The organism is Massilia sp. Root335 (genome assembly GCF_001425685.1).
GTDB classification, from domain to species: domain Bacteria; phylum Pseudomonadota; class Gammaproteobacteria; order Burkholderiales; family Burkholderiaceae_D; genus Telluria; species Telluria luteola.
The window spans coordinates 366,594-385,223 of sequence record NZ_LMCY01000026.1; the positions used below are offsets into that span (position 1 = coordinate 366,594).

The 18,630-nt window shown below is 63.2% G+C and carries 11 protein-coding genes and 1 tRNA gene (1 of these 12 cut by a window edge); 8 read left to right on the forward strand and 4 right to left on the reverse strand.

The window, feature by feature from the left end; genetic code table 11:
• The 6 genes from ASC93_RS31705 to ASC93_RS15750 all read left to right on the forward strand — a co-directional run.
• A tRNA-Lys gene (locus ASC93_RS31705) sits at positions 1 to 15 on the forward strand; it begins 91 nt to the left of the window's first position.
• A 601-nt stretch (positions 16 to 616) separates the two neighbouring features.
• Positions 617 to 3,706 carry a type VI secretion system Vgr family protein gene (locus tag ASC93_RS15735; protein ID WP_056443873.1) on the forward strand — a complete coding sequence of 1,030 codons (3,090 nt, stop codon included), beginning with the start codon at positions 617 to 619 and terminating at the stop codon, positions 3,704 to 3,706.
• 9 nt (positions 3,707 to 3,715) lie between these two features.
• Complete coding sequence (locus ASC93_RS15740; RefSeq protein WP_056443876.1) at positions 3,716 to 8,626, forward strand: RHS repeat-associated core domain-containing protein; 4,911 nt, start codon at positions 3,716 to 3,718, stop codon at positions 8,624 to 8,626.
• Entirely contained in the window at positions 8,623 to 8,898 is a 276-nt protein-coding gene (locus ASC93_RS30830; protein WP_157201946.1) for a hypothetical protein, read from the forward strand. The genes ASC93_RS15740 and ASC93_RS30830 overlap by 4 nt, the downstream gene beginning before the upstream one ends.
• A 788-nt stretch (positions 8,899 to 9,686) precedes the next feature.
• Positions 9,687 to 10,163, forward strand: coding sequence for a hypothetical protein (locus ASC93_RS30835; RefSeq protein ID WP_157201947.1), 477 nt, complete (start codon positions 9,687 to 9,689; stop codon positions 10,161 to 10,163).
• 357 nt (positions 10,164 to 10,520) lie between these two features.
• The gene (locus ASC93_RS15750; RefSeq protein WP_056443882.1) at positions 10,521 to 10,799 is read left to right on the forward strand and encodes a PAAR domain-containing protein; all 279 of its coding nucleotides are present in this window, start codon (positions 10,521 to 10,523) and stop codon (positions 10,797 to 10,799) included.
• Between the two features lie 261 nt (positions 10,800 to 11,060).
• Here the strand turns inward: ASC93_RS15750 and ASC93_RS15755 are convergent, their stop codons facing one another.
• Entirely contained in the window at positions 11,061 to 11,369 is a 309-nt protein-coding gene (locus ASC93_RS15755; protein WP_157201948.1) for a hypothetical protein, read from the reverse strand.
• 481 nt (positions 11,370 to 11,850) lie between these two features.
• Positions 11,851 to 14,454, reverse strand: coding sequence for a bifunctional diguanylate cyclase/phosphodiesterase (locus ASC93_RS15765; protein ID WP_056443890.1), 2,604 nt, complete (start codon positions 14,452 to 14,454; stop codon positions 11,851 to 11,853).
• A gap of 247 nt (positions 14,455 to 14,701) precedes the next feature.
• Here ASC93_RS15765 and ASC93_RS15770 point away from each other — a divergent pair, with 247 nt between their 5' ends.
• The gene (locus ASC93_RS15770; RefSeq protein ID WP_056443893.1) at positions 14,702 to 15,274 is read left to right on the forward strand and encodes a TetR/AcrR family transcriptional regulator; all 573 of its coding nucleotides are present in this window, start codon (positions 14,702 to 14,704) and stop codon (positions 15,272 to 15,274) included.
• On the forward strand, positions 15,271 to 16,644 hold the full coding sequence (locus ASC93_RS15775; RefSeq protein WP_157201950.1) for a hypothetical protein: 1,374 nt from the start codon (positions 15,271 to 15,273) through the stop codon (positions 16,642 to 16,644). Before ASC93_RS15770 ends, ASC93_RS15775 begins: the two co-directional genes overlap by 4 nt.
• 58 nt (positions 16,645 to 16,702) lie before the next feature.
• On the opposite strand, the gene ASC93_RS15780 is transcribed toward ASC93_RS15775, so the two are convergent.
• Together ASC93_RS15780 and ASC93_RS15785 are read right to left on the reverse strand one after the other, a co-directional pair.
• Positions 16,703 to 17,140, reverse strand: a complete 438-nt coding sequence (locus ASC93_RS15780; RefSeq protein ID WP_056443899.1) for a hypothetical protein — start codon at positions 17,138 to 17,140, stop codon at positions 16,703 to 16,705.
• A gap of 293 nt (positions 17,141 to 17,433) precedes the next feature.
• Complete coding sequence (locus ASC93_RS15785; protein WP_056443902.1) at positions 17,434 to 18,399, reverse strand: GGDEF domain-containing protein; 966 nt, start codon at positions 18,397 to 18,399, stop codon at positions 17,434 to 17,436.
• Between the last annotated feature and the right edge of the window lie 231 nt (positions 18,400 to 18,630).

Consider the following 18,630-nt stretch of genomic DNA (forward strand, 5'->3'; position numbering starts at 1 on the left):
CCGCACGGCCTACCANAGAATTTGCAGTATCAAATCAAGGCGTTACGAGCGATCGTGACGCCTTTTTTTGTGTTCCTGCGACAGTCCCCTCTTCTACCTGCCGTGCCGTACTTGTGACGCGCAGCAGCCCGTCGACTACCGCCGCGTGACGCGCCATGTGCGCGTACCGCGTCCATTCCTGACCGCTGCCGAGTGCCTGCTTCCAGGCACCGATGCGCCCTGGTTCGGGAACTGGACCGGGTACGGCCGACCATGCAGCTTGCTGACGCGGTTCTTCCTCAAGGCCGGGCCAACTTCGATGCGCTCCACAGTGACCGCGTTCGGGTGTCCATTCCCATAAGTCTTCCGGTCGATACGTGCTTGCGCATGCCCTCTCCCTTGTTTTGCGCTGTTTGCTGGCAATCAAAGGAAAAATGTAGAACCCGCGCGTTGACTCACCTTGAGATTAATAGAGCTGAGCAAGATCGGCGCATACGACGGACATTCGTCGTCCTGCTGCTACCCATCGGGACAACAGCACAGTTCAATTATTACTTTATATCAAGGTTGCCCGAAAAGCTGTTGGTTACCTTAGCCGATGGAAATTTGATACCTGCTAACCCATCGGAGGCAACACATGGACGGAAGCCAAGCGATCGCGGCCGGCGCTGCGCTGTCGGCATTCAGTCTCGATGCGCAGCACGACCGCCTGCTGCGCCTGGACTTCCCGCGCAACGATGGCCCCGACCGCATTCTCCTGCCCAACCGCTTGAAAGCGCACGAGGAAGTCTCGCGCTGCTTCCGTTTCGAGGTCGAATTGCTCTCGGACGACGCGCAAATTCCGCTGAAGGTGATGATGGCCCGGATGGTCACGATCTCCCTCGTGCGCGAAGACGGCTCGCTGCGCTACTTCAACGGCTACGTCACTGAATTCCGCTTCCTGGGCTCCGATGGCGGCTTCGCCTTCTACCACATGGTGCTTGAACCGTGGCTGGCCTTCGCCAGGCTGCGCAAGGACAACCGTTCATTCCTCGGCAAGAGCGTCGTCGAAATTACGGAACTCACCTGCGCCCATTACCGCCAGTCCGACTGGCATCCGGTCCTCGTGGGAGAGTATCCGCGCCTGACCTGCGCCAACCAGTATGACGAGACCGACTACAACCACCTGCACCGGCGCTGGGAGGAATTCGGACTGCACTATTACTACGAGCACCAGGCCGACGGGCACTCACTCTTGCTCTGCGACCGCAGCACGCTCGCCCAGTCCATCGACCCGATCGGGATCGACGACTCGGGCGAAATCCCATTCCGCGACCGGGCCGGCTCGCTCGAACACGACGGCATCCGCGAATGGAGCGCGATGCGCCGGCTCGGCTCCGGCCAGACGACCCTGGCCAGCTTCGACTACAAGAACCCGGTCGCGCAGCATTCGACCGCCGAGTCGCTGAACAAGCAGGGCGATGTCTACCCTTACGAAATCTACGAGAACACGGGCGCGTACGGTTTTCGCACCCATGACGACGGCGAACGCCTCGCCCAGCAGCGCATGGGCGAGAGCGACGCGAACACGCAGATTTTCGAAGCCCGAGGCAACGACCGCACTGCCCAGCCGGGCCGGTGCTTCAAGCTCGGCGGCCATTTCAGCGCTGAGCTGCAAGTTCCGAAGCGCGGCGAACCAGCCAAGCCCAGCATCCGCGACCGCGACTACCTGATCCTCTCCGTCGACCACGAAGCCGGCAACAACTACCAGGCCGGACCGGGCGCGCCATCGCACTACGAGAACAGCTTCCGCTGCGTGCGCAAGGACATCCAGTGGCGCCCGGGTCGCCACTACAACAGCCAGCCCTGTATCTATCACGGCATCCAGACCGCCATCGTGGTCGGGCGGGCCGGCACCGAGATCCACACCGACGGCTGCGGACGGGTCAAGATCCAGTACCACTGGGACCGGCTGGGCAAGCGTGACGAGAATAGTTCGCCCTGGGTGCGTGTGATGTCGCATGGAGCGGGCGTCAAGTTCGGGAACATTCGCCTGCCGCGCGTCGGCGAAGAAGTGGGGGTAGTCTTCGTCAACGGGAACATCGATCATCCGCTGATTCTTGGTGTGCTGTACAACTACACGCACATGCCGCCGTGGCAGCTACCGGAGCAACAGGCCCTGAGCGGTCTGCGCAGCCGCGAGCTGCAGGCGGGCGCAGCGAGCGGCCGCGGCAACCACCTCATCCTGGACGACACAAAGGAACAGATCCAGGCACAGCTGAAAAGCGACCATCTCGCCAGCCAGCTCAGCCTCGGTCATATCAACCGCATCGAAGACAATGCCGGACGCAAGGGCGCGCGCGGCCAGGGCTTCGAGCTGCGCACCGACGGCATTGGTGCGGTGCGCGCGCAGCAGGGCCTGCTGCTCAGCACCGAAGGAAGGCCGAACGCCCGCGCCCATATCACCGACATGGCGGAGACGCTGGCGCGCATGGCGCAGGGCCAGGAGTTGCAAGACAGCCTGTCGCAGGCCGCGCAACAGGCGCAGGCGCACCAGCCTGGCGACCAGGACCAGGTCGCCGCCGCGCTGCAGGCGCAGGTCGACGCCATCAAAGGCCAAGGGGGCACGCCCAGACAAGGCGAATTCCCGGAATTCCAGGCTCCCCACCTGCTTCTAGCCAGCCCCGCCGGCATCGAAACCAGCACGCAGGGTTCCACCCACCTGATGAGCGTGGAGCACACCGCCCTGACCAGCGGCGGCCATGCCAGCCTGAGCGCGGGCAAGAGCCTGCTCGTCAGCGTAAGGGAAGCAGTGCGCATGTTTGCCTACAAGGCCGGCATGAAGCTGGTTGCGGCCAGCGCCGACATCGACATCACCGCCTTGAAGGACAGCGTCAACATCCTGGCCAAGCTCAACATCACCCATACCGCCAACCGGATCACGATCACGGCAAAGGAAGAGGTGGTGATCAACGGAGGGACCAGCTTCAGCCGCTGGAACGCATCGGGGATCGTCCATGGCACCAACGGCAACTGGGTCCAACACGCGGCGCATCATAGCTTCGTCCCCGGCAAGAGCGAAGGCACGCCGAGCTTGCCGCAGACCGTGCAGCTGCCGCCGGGGCAGCTCGACCTGCATCACCAGTACGTGAACCCGGAAGGCGCCAGGCGCCAAGGCGTCCGGCAAGGCGACTACACCGTCGTCGACGCCGAAGGCGGCGTCCACCAAGGGACGCTCGATGGCAACGGCTTTGCCAGCGTGGCCGGCCTGCCGATGGGAATGGCCACGGTCAGCTACGGCAAGGACCCGCGCGACCCGTGGGATGAAGGCAGCTACTTCGGCCAAGGGACCGAATGGCCGGCTGTGGCGCGACCCGAGGTTGGCGCCGATGCTGTGGCAACGTCTGACCGGACAGCGCCGGCGCCGAGGGCGCAGAACCCCGGACTGCTCGCCAGCGCCAACGCTGCGGGAGGCAGTCTCAACGGCGCAGCCGGCAAGTTCGGCGCGGTTGCGCAAGCCGCGGAGCAAGCGGCAAGCGCGGTGCAGTCGCTGCAAAAAGGCGGCGCGCAAGCATTGCTGGCACCGGTCGGACAGGCCGCCATGGCCAATGTGGCGGACAAGCTGCCTGGCGGCGCGACGGCCATGGATACCTACGGCGCGTTAAGTGCCGGCAAGCCTGCCGCCGTCGCCTCCACCCTCGGTTTGCCCGGATCGCTGCCGCGCATCGGCGCTGATATGAAAAGGTAAAAAGCCACCATGACCGAGCCCACGCAAGCCCCGTCCAAGCCCGCCGAACGCGCGCCGGAAGTCGCAGTCGCTCCGCTCGACACCATCGACCAGCAAGACATCGGCGCCGCTGCCGCCGCCTTCGACAAATGGCTGCGCAAGATCAGCTACGACTACGTCACGCTGGAGCGCCTGAGTACCGTGGCCGGCAGCCTGCCGGTGATCGGCAACATCATGGCGCTGATCGACGCCATCATGGACATGGTGGGGGTGGTCCAGAAGTACATCGCCAAGAAAGAAATCGACTTCCTGGAATGGGTCAGCCTGGGCATCAACCTGATCGGCGTGATCCCGGTCCCGCCAACGATGAGCGCCGCACGTATGAGCTTGCGGCCGGCGCTGCACATGGTCCGGCAAAAGCTGGCGCTGGGCGTCAAGGATCTCGGCCCCGCGCTGATCGAGGTGCTGATCGCGCACCTCAACGCCACGCTGGCCGGCGAGATCGAGACCTTCATCGACTGCGCGATGGGCAAGCTGGCAGGTATCCTGGACGATTGCGCCAATACCGCCGACGGCATTGCCGACGACCTGATCAAGATCCTCAAGCGCTGCATCGGCAAGGAACCCCTGTTCGAGGTGGCATCCACGGCGGAAGTGGAGAGCAAGCTGCACGACCCCAAAGTGCAAAGCAGCTGGCGCCGCATGCTTGGCGCCCTTGGCAGGCAGTACAAGATGAGCGCGAACTACGTTGTCGCCGCGGCAGCCAGCCTCCTGCCGCAGAGCGCGGTAGCTGGCGTAACGGGCATCATCAGCCATTTGACCGACTTCAAGCCGGCGTTTCGCGGCAAGCTCGCCGCCCTGGCCGACGAACAGGCGCAGATGAGCATCCGGTGGTTACTGATGCGGCTGCGCGACGCGGTCACCAGGCACAAGCGGCGGTACGCGGCGCTGGTCCCGTCGGCCAAGGGCTCGCATCACAAGAAGGACAAGCCCGGCCACGAGCTGGGCGCAACAAGCCGCCAACATCCGGCGACAGGCGACGCCAATGCCTGCAAGCTATGCCCCGCAAAAGGCGGCACCGCGCACTCGATCAGTTTCGCCACCGGCGCCGAAACCTTCACCCACATCGACTTCGTACTGGATGCACCGCTCCCCATCGAATGGAGCCGCACCTACCGCAGCCAGCTGAGCGCCTATGACCGCGGTAATCTCGGCGCGCGCTGGCTCACCACGTACAGCACCCGCATCGACGTCGTCGGCCAGGGCAAACCGACGGGCCTGGTCTACCACGCCGCCGACGGCCGCAGCCACCGCTATCCGTGGCTGGGCATCGGCCAGCGGCACTACGACCCGGTCGAACAAATCACGCTCACCCGCATGAGCATCACCCTGCTCACGCTCGACTTCGGCAAGCCGCTGCCCGAAGGCGAGCTCAGCCCGTGGCGCGAAACCTATGAGCTGGTCGACACCGTGCGCGCCAAGGTGGCCGAGCTGGGCAAGGAGCATTTCCGGCTGATCGCGCTGCATTCCCGCGACGGCGCCGCCCTCGGCCTGCGCTACGACCACGTCGTCGCCAATGGCCCGTATGCCGGCGAGGAAGTGCTCAGCGACATCGTCAGCAAGCAGGGCGAGACCATCATCGCCCATGCCGGCACCCAGGTCGACCTTGATACCGGCCGCATTCGTGCGCTATGGGAAATCAAGGACGGCAAGCTGTTGCGCCAGCTTGCCGCCTACGACTACGACGACTACGGCGACCTGATCCGCGCCCAGGACGAAAACGCCGCCGCCTGGCAGTACCAGTACGACCGTCACCTCATCACCCGCTACACCGACCGCACAGGGCGCGGCATGAACCTCGCCTATGACACCAGCATCGACAGCGGCACCCATGCCAAAGCGATCCGCGAGTGGGCCGACGACGGCAGCGACGACACCCGGCTCGAATGGGACAAGAACATCCGCCTGACCTACGTCACCGACGCGCTCGGCCACGAGACCCGCTACTACTACGACATCGCCGGCTACACCTACCGCATCGTGCATCCGGACGGGCGCGAGGAGTGGATGTTCCGCGACGACGCCAAGAACGTGGTCCGCCACATCCACTCCGACGGCAGCAGCGAGCATTACCGTTACGACGACCACGGCAACCTGCTCGCGCACACCCGCGCCGACGGCAGCCAGGTCCACTTCGAGTATGACGGCCAGCACCGCGTCACCGGCATCCGCGACGGCGAAGGCGGCACCTGGAAGCGTGACTACAATGCACAGGGCCAACTTGTCGAGGAAACAGACCCGCGCGGCAACAAGACCCAATACGCGTACGACAAGGCTGGCCGGCCCGTCGAAATCACCGATGCCAAAGGTGGCATCAAAAAGCTTGCCTACAGCCCCGACGGCCAGCTCGCCACCTACACCGACTGTTCCGGGCACAGCAGCCAGTGGGAATACGATGAGCGCAAGCGCCTGGTCAAGCGCATTGACGCCGCGGGTAACGAGACCCGCTACCGCTACACAACGCTCAGTCCCGCAACGCTGGCGCATGCACACCGCGAAGGCACCGACAGCGGCAATCATCCGGGCCAACTCGAAGCCGTCATCCACCCCGACGGCAGCAAGGAACAGTTTCGCCACGACGCCGAAGGCCGGCTGCTGGCGCGCACCGACGCACTCGCGCGCACCACCGCCTACCGCTACACTGCGTCCGGACTGATCGCGAAGCGCATCGACGCGCTGGGACACAACCTGCGCTATCAGTGGGACGCGCTGGGCCGCCTGTCCGCACTGGAAAACGAAAACGGCAGCGTCTACCGCTTCCAGTACGACCCGGTCGGCCGCCTGCTGCAGGAACAAGGCTTCGACGGCAAGGTCACCGAGTACCGCTACGACGAAGCCAGCGGCGTGCTTGCGGAAACCGTCGAAGCCGGCGTGACCACGCGGCTCGACTATGACCCCATGGGCCGGCTCGTGCAACGCCGGGCCGCAGCTCCCGGCCAGCCGGAGCAAATCGAAACCTTCGCCTACAACGCCAACGGCCAGTTGGCAGAAGCAAAGAACGAACACGCCCGGCTGCAATGGTTCTACGACGCTGCTGGCAACCTCGTCCGCGAGCACCAGCACTACCAGGGCCCGTTCCACCCCGACAGGCGCACCGCGGTCTGGCAGCACCACTACGACGAACTCAACCAGCGCAGCGGCACCACCCGCCCCGATGGCCACCGCGTCGACTGGCTGACCTACGGCGCCGGCCACGTGCACGGCCTGCTGCTCGACGGGCAAGACGTCGTCTCCTTCGAGCGCGACGCGCTGTACCAGGAAACCGGCCGCACCCAGGCCAACGGCCTGCTGCAAACGATGAAGTACGACCCGCTTGGGCGCCTGATCGAGCAGCAGCTCGGTGCCACCGCGCAGGTCAGCCGGAAAGACCGGCATCCGTACGCCGACCCGTACCGTCCCGGCGCCCAAGCCGCGATCCTGCGGCGCTACCACTACGACCCGTCCGGCCAACTGACCAGCCTCGAAGACAGCCGGCGCGGCCCCGTCGAATACCGCTATGACCCGGTCGGGCGCCTGCTGGCGGCAAACAGCGCATTGGGCCATGAAACCTTCGCCTTCGACCCGGCCGGCAACGTCCAGGCAGCCGATACCGCGCAGCAGGAGCCGATCACCCGTCGCGCCCCGTTGCCGAAACTGCTGGACAACCTGCTCAAGGAGTATGCCGGCGTCCGCTACCGCTACGACGAACGCGGCAACGTCGTGGAACGTACCCAGGACGGCAAGCGGTCCGAGTATGAATGGGATGCGTTCAACCGGATGGCCCGCGCCACGACCTGGCATGGCGTTACCACCTTTGCCTACGATCCGCTGGGACGGCGCATCGCCAAGCACAGCCAGGCGCCGGAAGGCACCTTCCGGGAGACGACCCGGACCATGTACGGCTGGGACGGCGACACGCTGGCGTTGGAAAGCAGCGTGCACCAAGGCTATGCGGCGGGCGAACGGACGGTGCACTATGTGTACGAGCGCGACAGTTTCGTGCCGCTGGTGCAGGCCACGCGAAACCGGGCGCTTCGACTGGCGCCCACCACCGACGTCAACGCGCTGATGGCGGGCAACGACGGCAAGTACGATATCGCACTTGATCCGCTGTGGAACGGTAAGTACGAGCAGGAAGCCGAGCCGTTCGGTAAGGACGAGATCGCCTTCTACCAATGCGATCATCTGGGCACGCCGCAGGAGCTGACTGACCATGAAGGCAACGTCGCGTGGTCGGCGCAGTACAAGGCGTGGGGGCAGGCGAAAGAGGCGATCAGCGACGCGGCGTATAAGGCCGGGATACGCAATCCGATCCGATTCCAGGGGCAGTACTTTGATGATGAGACGGGGCTGCATTACAACCGGCATCGATACTACGATCCCGATACGGCGAGGTACCTCACCCAAGACCCGGTCGGGCTCAATGGCGGTGAGAATCTCTATAGGTACGCGCCCAATTCAACGGGATGGGTGGATCCGTTGGGGCTTACCACATGCACAGGAACTCCAATCAAAAATAACACTGCGAGAAACCTTTTGAAAGCACGAGGACTTACAAAACAGCAGCGGCAGGAGGTAGTAAGCAGCTTTGATGGTCAAATTTATGCTTCTCATGGACGCGCCGGTGAGCAATTCACAATCACTGAATCCGACGTAGGTGCGGCGTCAGGAGTATTCGTGACACGATGCTCGGCTGGAGCGACACCTGCGGAAAGACGCCAAAAACTTGCGCTTCCACCAAGCAATACAGCAGAATTTGAAAGTCCTGTTGCTCTGACTCGGAATCAAATGTTACTTGAAGGAAAGGTGGCTCCTCAGCTACAGTGGGGACCTGACAAAGCCGGAGGCGGGTGGCAGGTCGTAACCGCAGGAGGTAAATACACAGGAGCAATCAAACGATGACGACGTTTTCAGAATTAATTAGCAGCATCGTGGCCGATTTACATCAAGGAGGATTTATTAAAGATGCTGATGAGTTGCAGCATCTAGCAAATTTAGCGTTAGACCAAACTCTGTCGACAGATAAGCGCAAAGATGCTTTACAGCAGATAGAGATGCGTTGTCACGTGAAGTGGCTTGGGGACTTTTACTTGCCTCATTTATCGCAAAAAGATTGGTGGGGGAGGCTCGAAAAACTTGGTAGGTTAGCTAAGAAGCATGTGCAAACCATTTGATAGTAAAGGGCAGCATGAGGATAAAGAGAAAGGGCTCTACAACTGGCATCGGTATTACTAGCCGGACCGCGCATGCTACAAGAAGACATTTGCGTGGCCAAAGGCACTTCTCTTGCCAATCCTCATTTATGAATGGGCGGAGGTTTACAGTACTTCGTAGAAGATGGCGACAAACCAAAACTAACCAGTGGCCCAATTTTAAAATTCTCGAAATGACGACATTAAACATCTACTTTTCTTCAGACAACGGCGTCTTACGCACAGATGGTCAGGTACTGGTCTTCCCAGGACTTGAACGCTCGGAATTCGACCGTGGCCTTGGCCAGCACATGAACGGAGAAAAGTCCGTTCCGGATTACGCCGTGTATGGCCCCATTTCAGTTTTGTTGTGGGGGCAACGCTTCTTGGTCGCCTCAGATTCTTCAAAGACGTCGTACAGGCGGTCACGCTGACGCTCGAACAGGGCAGAGTAGTCGCCTTGGGTTATGACGCCACGGAGAAAGATCTTCTGGCCGAGAAGAAAACACTTACAACGATTATTTCCAAGCATCTGGGGTGCTTGCCTTCATCGACATCACTCGGCGCCGATGTATTCGAGTTCCCATGGGGGGCATAGTGTCGAGAGCCGATCTGAAGTCAACATGGTGCGGTATCGAGGTTTGGTATAAATAGCTAACCGTATGTCTTTGGAGAGTTTATGGTTGCAATAGTCCATCTTCACTTTCCGAACGATGACGTTCGTAATCAGAAGCAAATAGTCCGATGCCATTGCAACCGTCGAGTCGTTAATGCATATTGCCAAATTAGATTTAAAACAGGGTCGGATTTTGATAGATTCGGCCGCCATGGGGATTAACGAAAAAAGCGCTCCCCTTGGATCTATCGAAAAACTATGTTCGCCACCGATTCAAACAGATGAGAAACGAACACAATATCGTTTACTAAAAAAAGTCAGTATTTTCGGAAAATCCGCCGATGGCGTGATTGAAGTTGAAGAAGGAAGAGTTTTCGCTGTAACTTTTTTATTTGATTTGATCGAGTTTTTCGAATCTAGCGTTCTTGAATCAAAAGTACTAAAAGCATGCGAGACGTCTTTAAATATAAATTTTGCGAGCAGCCACCCAAGCATGGCTTCCTTAAATTCCTGCGAATGGGCGCAGGTCACATTTCTTTATGATGCTAAGCAAGGCGATCTAAGCCTGGACATTACATTCCGGCACGGCTCAACTGAAACCAGTTTAAATTCGCGGCATTTAAAAATATAGCGCAGCATCTTTGAAAAATCTGTGCTTCTTCTCGTTTGCGAATCGCTTTTCCTTATCTAGGATACGAATCGAGTTACTTGGCCTGCTCGGCGGGATGAATGCTTCAGTGCGCGCCTAATCCGGCGAGTTAAATAGACCCTCTGGGTCTGCTGAAGAAGAACAAAAAGCAGCTTGTCCTGCATGTAGTGGAACGCCACGTGGTAGCACGAGAAATAATCACATTTGACAAGGGACGGCCAGCGACTCCAGCTATTCGTTAAACGAGTTTATAAACAGATGCGACTTGACACCTGACGGCCGCAATCAACGGGACGGCGCACCAACCCACTATCGTCACCGATTCCACCGGAGAGCCAAATGTCATTGAAGATCATTACGGTCGGAGACAAAACCGATCATGGCGGCACAGTGATCAGCGGTTCGCCCAACCACAACATCATGGGAAAAGCGATCGCCCGACTGGGTGACAAAGTTGGCTGTCCGCTGCCCTACCCCGGTGGTAAGCCGCACGGTGTAAACAAGATCATTACCGCCCACGACACACTTACAATCGACGGGGTGCCCGTTGCGGTCGAGGGATGCACGACGGAATGCGGGTGCAAGCTGATCGGCAGCTTGCCTGCGACGGTCGGTTGAAGGCTTTGTGAGGTATTACCATGTCGATCGAAGAATACCTGGCCAATCTCAAAACGAACACGAAGACCTTGGCAGTTGTGATTGGCCTTGCGTGGCTAGCTCGACAGCTTCCCGCTTCGCCTGCGCGTACACGGTGGTGATAGTTAGGCTCGCACGACCGTGCACCTCGTGGAGTACGTGCATTTGTACGATGCTGCCCACTGTCCGTGTGGAGAAACAATGCCAGAGGCGTCAGCCAGCGAGGCGCCTGCCATGCCACGCTTACGTGATCAGTAAGAATTCGGTACCGCCGCTGTTTTCGCTCAGTTCTTCGCGCCAATAGTGAGGGACGTTCACTGCGCGCCATGACACTCCCTGCGGCGGTGCCCGGCGAGTCGCGTGGAATCGCTCACGCATGCTGACAACGACGCTACCCGGATGGGGCCACCCGGTATCCGAGATCGAGACAATCCAGTTGCCAGCCGCGAGCTCCTTGATCAGCGCGCTGCGCAGTCCGGTTGGCAGACGCCAGGCCAGGTTAAGCCAGCCTTGCTCATCCGTTGGCACCCCTCGCTCCAGCAGGGCGATCATGGCTGAACGTTCCTCGGCAAGCCGCGAGGGGCTCCACGTGTCCGGCTGCGTACAGTCGAAAATCTGGGAATCGCCTGCGCTTTTGTTTTTCCACATACGCTTGCCGCCACTTTCGATGTCTTCCCGGCCGAGTTCTGCCGCCGCAATCGGTCACGTTATCCATTCGCCTGATGTCGCAAAGTTAGCATCTCTACGCGAGGGAGTCTTGAGCGAAATGGCCGCAAGCCCCCGGCGTATCCACGGTGGCGAGCTCGATCACGCCATCCCGCTGGTGCGATCACGCCACTTCGTGTGGAACCACATGATGTCGGCCTGGTGAGGCAGACGGCTGACCAAGTCGCCCAGGGCGTGACGGGGCAGGCCGGTCGCTTCGGCAGCCACATGTAGAGCCAATCGCCCGTTGGTCGCAGCTTCGCGCCCCGCCCGGCCTACCAGAATCACCGGGAAGCCCACGCATTTCGGTGCGTGGGCTTTTTGCGTTCTAGCAGTCCGCCTCCATCAACACGAAATTGCGCGCCACCGGCTGAAACGCCGCCGGCGGCATCGCCTTCGAAATCAGATAGCCCTGGATCTCGTCGCAATCCAGCGCGCGCAGCATGTCGACCTGTTCCATCGTTTCGACGCCTTCCGCCACCACCCGCATCGCGAGCGCGCGCGCCATCGTGACGATCGCCCTGACGATCACGATCCCGCCCTCCGTCTTGCCCAGCTGGACGATGAAAGCGCGGTCGATCTTGAGGCCGTCGAAATTCAGCTTGTACAGCTGCGACAGCGACGAATAACCGGTGCCGAAGTCGTCCAGCAGCACCTTGATCCCGGTCTGGCGGATCGCCTGGATCGCGCCTACGACGGAGGCCGTCTCGTTCATCACCGACGACTCGGTCAGCTCGACCTCGACCAGGCGCGGGTCGACCGCATGGAGCTCCAGCGCCCGGCGCAGCGTCTGCGCGACGTCGGTATCGTTGAACTGGCGCGGCGAGATATTGATCGATACGGGCACCAGCTTGTTGCCGTTTTTCGCCCACAGCGCCAGCTGGGCGCAGACCTTGTCGATCACGAGGTCGCCGAGCCTGAGCACCAGTCCGGTCTCTTCGACGAGCGGAACGAACTCGGCCGGCGAGACGACGCCCCGCGTCGGATGGATCCAGCGCACGAGTGCCTCCAGGCTCGTGATCGAGCCGTCCGCCAGGTCCACGCGCGGCTCGTAGTACATGACGAACTGGTCGTCCGCCAGCGCATGGCGCAGTTCGCGGATGCGCTCGAGGCGCGCCTTCAACTGGTCGTGGAACTTGCCGTCGAAGAAGCGATAGCTGCCCCGCTCGTTCGTCTTCGCCGAATACATCGCGACGTCGGCGTTCTGCAACAGCGTGCGCGGCTCGGTGCCGTCGGTCGGGAACAGGCTGATGCCGATCGAGGCGCCGAGCACGTACTCGCCATAGGACATGCGGATGGTGCGGCGGAAGGCGCGCTGGATGCGCTCGCTCGCCTGGGCCGCATCGATGGCGTCGGCGACGTTTTCGATCACGACCACGAACTCGTCGCCGCCGAACCGGGTCACGCAGTCGTGCGGACGGACGGCTTCCTTGAGCCGCTGCGCGGCCGTGCGCAGCAGCTCGTCGCCGGCCGCATGGCCCCAGGTATCGTTGATCGCCTTGAAGCCGTCCAGGTCGATGAACAGCAGGGCAAACATGGTGTGCTCCCGCTCGGCCCGGGCGATGGCCTCGCGCAGGTGGCCTTCGACCCAGTAGCGGTTGGGCAGGCGGGTAAGCGGGTCTTCGTTGCTGCGTCGTAGCAGCTCATCTGCGTGTGCGCGTTCTTCCGTGACGTCGCGGGCCGAGACGGCCAGATTGTCGCCGTAGCGGAACATTTTGAGGTGCACCCATTTGGCCGGAAAGTTTTCCTGCGGGCGTCCCAGCGTCACCTCGTTGTAGCCGCTTTCCATCGCGCGCCGCAGGCTGTCCATGCGCGTTTCCATGGTGTCGCCTTCATACAGGTCGGTGACTTTCTTGCCGATCAGGTCCCGGCGGTCGCGCGCCACCAGTTCCGCCGCGCGCCGGTTGCAATCGATCACCTCGAAGTCCTCGATCCCGCCCCATTCGTCCCATTGGGGGCGCAGCATGTAGAAGCCCTCGTTGCTGGCCTCGGTGGCCATCCGGTACGTCTCGCGGATCACGCGCAGTTCGCGGTCCCGGCGCGCCAGGCGCAGCGAATTGATCATCGCGAGCAGCGCGAACAGCACGATCGTCACCGTGCCCAGCAATGCGCTGTTCGTCCACGCGCGGCGCATCGCATACCAGGGGGCGAGGATGGTCTCGTAGTCGAGTCCCACCACCGCGTTGACGCCGCGCCGATCGATATGCTCCCAGCCGACGATGCGGGGCCGGCCGTCGCCGAACCACGCCGCTCCATCGACCAGCGCACTGCCGGCCGCCATCCTCAGCGCCGGCGCATGGACGAACGCAGGGCGGCGGGTGGCGCCCGCCGGGCCCTCCGAGCGCAGCGCCCGCGTCAGCCCGTCGTCGCCGACGATGGCCAGCAGGCCGTCCTGGCGGAACACCGGCTCCGCATCGCCCATCGTGAAGTACGCGGGATCGACCGCGACGACGGCCGCGGCCGCGAACTTGCCATCCCGGTCCGACAATGCCCACGCGAAGAGCAGCCGGTGCCTGGGCCCGCCGCGTCCCTCGATCGCCACGTTGTCCACGAAAAAATTGACCGGCATGCCGCTTTGCACCCGGGGCAGGATGTAGGCGGCCGCGGCGGGCGACATCGTCGTCGGCGCACTGGACGTCAGCACCCTCCCCTCGGCATCGATCAGCGCCACGACCAGGCGCGACGAATGGAGCAGCAATCCCTGCTCGTCCGCATAGCCGAGGTGGACATCGCCCTGCCGCGACTCCCAGTCGTATTTCACGAAGCGGGCGGTCTGTTCGATCGTGTCGATCTCGCGCCCGATCCGCTCGGCGTAGCCGTCGGCGAGGACCTGCGCGTCCTGCAGCGTCTTGAATTCGAGCTGCCTGCGCTCCGCCTCCAGTTGCTGGAACAGGACGATCCAGCCGAGCCCCAGCACGACCAGCGCGCCCATCGGCCAGGCAAGCAGGCGCCAGATATGTTGCCTCCAGAACGCAAGACCCCCGGCGCGCGCGTGGCGCACTGTCGCGACGCGTGCTCGCAAGTACGTTAATAGTCTGCGATACATTGCTCGCCCCTACTAGTCCGACGATCCTTCCATCCGAAAGTACAGCCGGTCCGGGAAAAATTCAACTTGCACACATACGATGCCGCCCAAAAGAGCGCTTGCCTGACGATCATTTTTTGTATACGGTGTATACATGACGACCAAGGAACGTATCCTGGCGATTGCCATCAGCGAACTCGAAGCCCACGGACTGGATGGTTTGAGTTTGCGTGCCGTCGGCCAGAAGGCGGGGATCACGCCCATGGCGGTGTACCGCCATTTCGCCGACAAGGCCGCGCTGTTGCAGGCCGTGGGCGCGCACGCGCTCGACCGGTGGCAGCGCCGGGTCCAGGCGATCGGCGCGCTGCCGCTGCTGGCCGGATTCGACGCCATCGCCACGGCATTCGTCGATTTCGCGCTGGACGAACCGGCGCTGTTCGATGCCGCCTTCGTGCTGAAAACGCGCGCCGAACGCATCTATCCGGACGATTTCGAGGCCGGGCGGTCGCCCGTCATCGGCGGCTTCGCGCTGCGTCTCGCCGAGGGCCAGGCGGCGGGACTGGTGCGGGCAGGGCCGCCACTGGAGCTGGCGATGGCGGTCTGGGGCGTGCTGCAGGGGCTCGTGGCGCTGCACCGCTCCGGCCGGTTCAATCTTTCACGGCCGGCGTTCACGGCACTGTGCCTGCGCTCGGCGGCACGCATCTATCTCAAGGGAGACGGGCAATGAGATCATCGGCCATCGTTGCCGCACTTCTGTCGGGCGCTTTGCTGGCGGTGAGCCACGACACCGGACAGCTCGGCTGGCTGGTGCTCGTCGCGCCCGTACCGCTGCTGGTCCATGCCCTGCGCGCCCCCAGGGCACGGCACGTCGCCGGCCTGGCGTTCGTGGCCGGGCTGATGGCCGAGGCCGGACCGATGTGGTTCTATGGCCGCGTCCTGCCGGTGATCTATGCCCTCGAGGTGTATCAAGCGCTGCTGTTCATGCTCACCGTCCTCTTCATGCGGGCACTGTATCGACGCTTTCCAGCGGCCGTCGCGGTGCTCGGGTTCGCGATCATGACGGCGGCCGTGGACTATCTGCGTGGCGCGGCGTCGCCGAACGGCAGTTTCGGCGCGCTCGGCTATGCGCTCGTCGACGTCGTGCCCCTGCTGCAAACGGCCGCGCTGGCCGGCGTCGCCGGACTGAGCTTTCTCGCGGCCGTGATCCCGGCGGGGCTGGCCGTCCTGTGCGTCAAGCCGCGCGATGCGGCGGCGGTGCTTGCCTGGACGATGCCGGCGCTCGCCGCGTCGCTGTACGGGTTCTGGTACCTGGCGCAGCCATCCGGTCCGTCCTTGCGCATCGCCCTGCTGAGCGACGACCGCTACGCCGGGCGCGTGTTCGACCACCCCGAAGCGGGTCCCGAGATCGCCGCCGCGTTCGCGGGCCAGGTCGCCGCGGCCGCCGCCCGCTCGCCGGCGGCGATCGTCGTGCCGGAAAAAATCCTGGCGACCGGTACGGGCTTGACGGCGCCGCCGGGCAGCGTCGTCGTCGCCGGTCTCGACGGACCCGCGCCGCAAGGCCGGCGGCTCAACGTCGCCGCGCTGTATCGCGCCGATGCGCCGGTCCGGACCTATCTGAAGAAGCGCATGGTGCCGGGCCTGGAGGCGGAATACGTGCCGGGGCACGCCGAACTGGTCACGCGCATCGGCGGACTGCAGGCCGGCATCGCCATCTGCAAGGATATGGACTTCGCACCGGACCTGCGCCTGTACGGCCGGCGCGACGTCGGCCTCATGCTCGTGCCCGCATGGGATTTCGACCGCGACGCTTATCTGCACGGCCGGATGGCGGTGGTGCGCGGCGTCGAGAACGGTTTCGCGCTGGCGCGCTCGGCCTCGCAGGGATTGATGACCCTGAGCGATGCGCATGGACGCATCGTGGCCGAACGGCGCACGATCCGCGGCCCGTCCATGCTGGTCGGCGACCTGCCGACGGGCCGCGGCGGCACGGTCTACAGCCGCATCGGCGATGCGTTCGCGCAGGTCATGGTGGCAGCGTGGGTGGGCTTGCTTGCGCTGCTGGTGTGGCGGCGCAAGCGCGGGACGCAGCGCGCCTGATCCGACGCCGCCGCCGGCGCGGCGCCGGCGGCATCGTCTTCCGGCGCGTGCGGCTCCCTCAGCGCTGGGCCATCGGCGCCGTCACCACGATGACCTGGGCCATGCGCGGATCGGTGACATCGCTCGGCACATAGCTCATCATCATGTCGTCGCGGGTATCGCCGCGGTTGAATTCCATGATCACGTTGCCGTCGCGCGAGACGAACCTGTCCGGCGACTGCGCGACGAGGCGCATCGGATGCTGCTTGTCGATCTGCGCGACGATGCCGTCGCGCGCCGGCTGTACCTTCAGGCGCCAGCCGTTCGACAATGCATAGGCGCCGCTGATGGCCTCGGCCTGGTAATCCCAGATGCGGAATTCGGTACTGGGCTGGGCCGTCACCTCCACGCGGGAGATCGGCATGTCGTCGTTGATGGGATAGTTCCCCGACTGCGCGCCGGCGCCGGGCGCCAGCAACAGCAGGGATGCGGAAAATGCCAGGGGAAGAGGACGCATGATCGCTCCTTGTAAAACGGGATGGGCGAATGGGACATGCACCGCGCCCGTGGGCACGGTGTCTGGCCTTCCGATGCCGCGGTGCGGGCCTCGCCGGCAGCGGCAACCTCAGTCTAGGGCGGCGGCCGCCACCCACAAGGCCTATAGATGCCGCATCACGAAACAGTCTCTATTCGGCGCGAATCAGATCGATGCGAAATGACGCGCATCCGGCGGCGACGGGCCGCTTCCCGTATCGCTATGCGCGGCGCGGGAGCGGCATATGCACGTTCCCGCCGCATGCCGAATGACGGTCAGGCAGACGGGTCGCCATCTACCACGACACGATTGCGGCCGCCATGCTTGGCCGCATACAAGGCCTTGTCGGCGGCCTCGATCAGTGCGGGAACCTCGTGCAGGCGTTCGCGATCAAAGCTAGCGACACCGATGCTCAGCGTGACCATCGGCCAGTGGGCCGCCGCCGCGTGCTGCAGCGCCAGTCCGGCCACGTGTTCGCGGATCGCGTTCGCGTGCAGCCTGGCCTGCTCGAGCGACGTGTCGGGCAGGATCGCGGCGAATTCCTCGCCGCCATAGCGCGCCGCCACGTCGGCCGGGCGCTTCAGTTTGGCGGCGAGCGCCTGGGCCACGGTGGACAGGCAGGTGTCGCCCTGCTGGTGGCCGAAATGGTCGTTGTAGGCCTTGAAGGAATCGATGTCGATCAGCAGCAGCGACAGCTCGCCCTTCATGCGTTGCGCGCGGCGCAGTTCGCGATCCAGCGCGACGTCGAAGTAGCGGCGGTTGGCGATGCCGGTGAGGCCGTCGACGTACGACCGCGCACGCAGCGATTCGGCGTGGTCGAGCAGGCGCTTTTCGCGTTCGACGGTACCGCTGACGTCGCGGATCTCGATCATGCAGTAGCGTTGCTCGCCGTCCCGGAACGGCGTCACCGTGACGGCCTGTTCGATGCGCGGCCCGTCGAAGCTGCCCGCCTCGCGCAGCGGGAAAGGGGCCCGGCTTTCCGTTTGCGGGATGACCGTGCTCGCGCCATCGGTCAGCGCCGCCAGCACGGCCGCTTCGACGCGCGAACCGCGCAGTTCGGGGAACACCTCGAACAGCGGGCGCTCGCGCACGCGCGCCGCGGCGCGGGCGGAACGCGGCACCATCCAGCCGTTCCAGAGCACGATCTTGTGGTGGGCGTCGAGCACGATGATCCCGCTGTTGACGAGATTCAGGGCGCGCGGGGACAGGTCGTTGGCGGTATCGGAGTCGGTCGGCGTCACGGCATTTTTAGTATCTGAAAATCAACTGATCATACCGTAATTCAACCGTGGCGTCGGGATTTCGGCAGGCCGCGCACGCCCGGCATTTGTTCGCGCATCGCGGCAAGTGTTGCCAGTTTTCACGAAAGCACTTGGCCGCCGGCCGGCGATCCGCTATAATGCTGCCCGTCGGGTCGTTAGCTCAGTTGGTAGAGCAGCGGACTTTTAATCCGTTGGTCGCAGGTTCGAGCC

Coding starts and splice junctions, on each gene's coding strand:
- ASC93_RS15735 (WP_056443873.1), top strand. CDS start 617: ATGGACGGAAGCCAAGCGATCGCGGCCGGCGCTGCGCTGTCGGCATTC.
- ASC93_RS15740 (WP_056443876.1), top strand. CDS start 3,716: ATGACCGAGCCCACGCAAGCCCCGTCCAAGCCCGCCGAACGCGCGCCG.
- ASC93_RS30830 (WP_157201946.1), top strand. CDS start 8,623: ATGACGACGTTTTCAGAATTAATTAGCAGCATCGTGGCCGATTTACAT.
- ASC93_RS30835 (WP_157201947.1), top strand. CDS start 9,687: ATGCATATTGCCAAATTAGATTTAAAACAGGGTCGGATTTTGATAGAT.
- ASC93_RS15750 (WP_056443882.1), top strand. CDS start 10,521: ATGTCATTGAAGATCATTACGGTCGGAGACAAAACCGATCATGGCGGC.
- ASC93_RS15755 (WP_157201948.1), bottom strand. CDS start 11,369: ATGATCGCCCTGCTGGAGCGAGGGGTGCCAACGGATGAGCAAGGCTGG.
- ASC93_RS15765 (WP_056443890.1), bottom strand. CDS start 14,454: ATGGGCGCGCTGGTCGTGCTGGGGCTCGGCTGGATCGTCCTGTTCCAG.
- ASC93_RS15770 (WP_056443893.1), top strand. CDS start 14,702: ATGACGACCAAGGAACGTATCCTGGCGATTGCCATCAGCGAACTCGAA.
- ASC93_RS15775 (WP_157201950.1), top strand. CDS start 15,271: ATGAGATCATCGGCCATCGTTGCCGCACTTCTGTCGGGCGCTTTGCTG.
- ASC93_RS15780 (WP_056443899.1), bottom strand. CDS start 17,140: ATGCGTCCTCTTCCCCTGGCATTTTCCGCATCCCTGCTGTTGCTGGCG.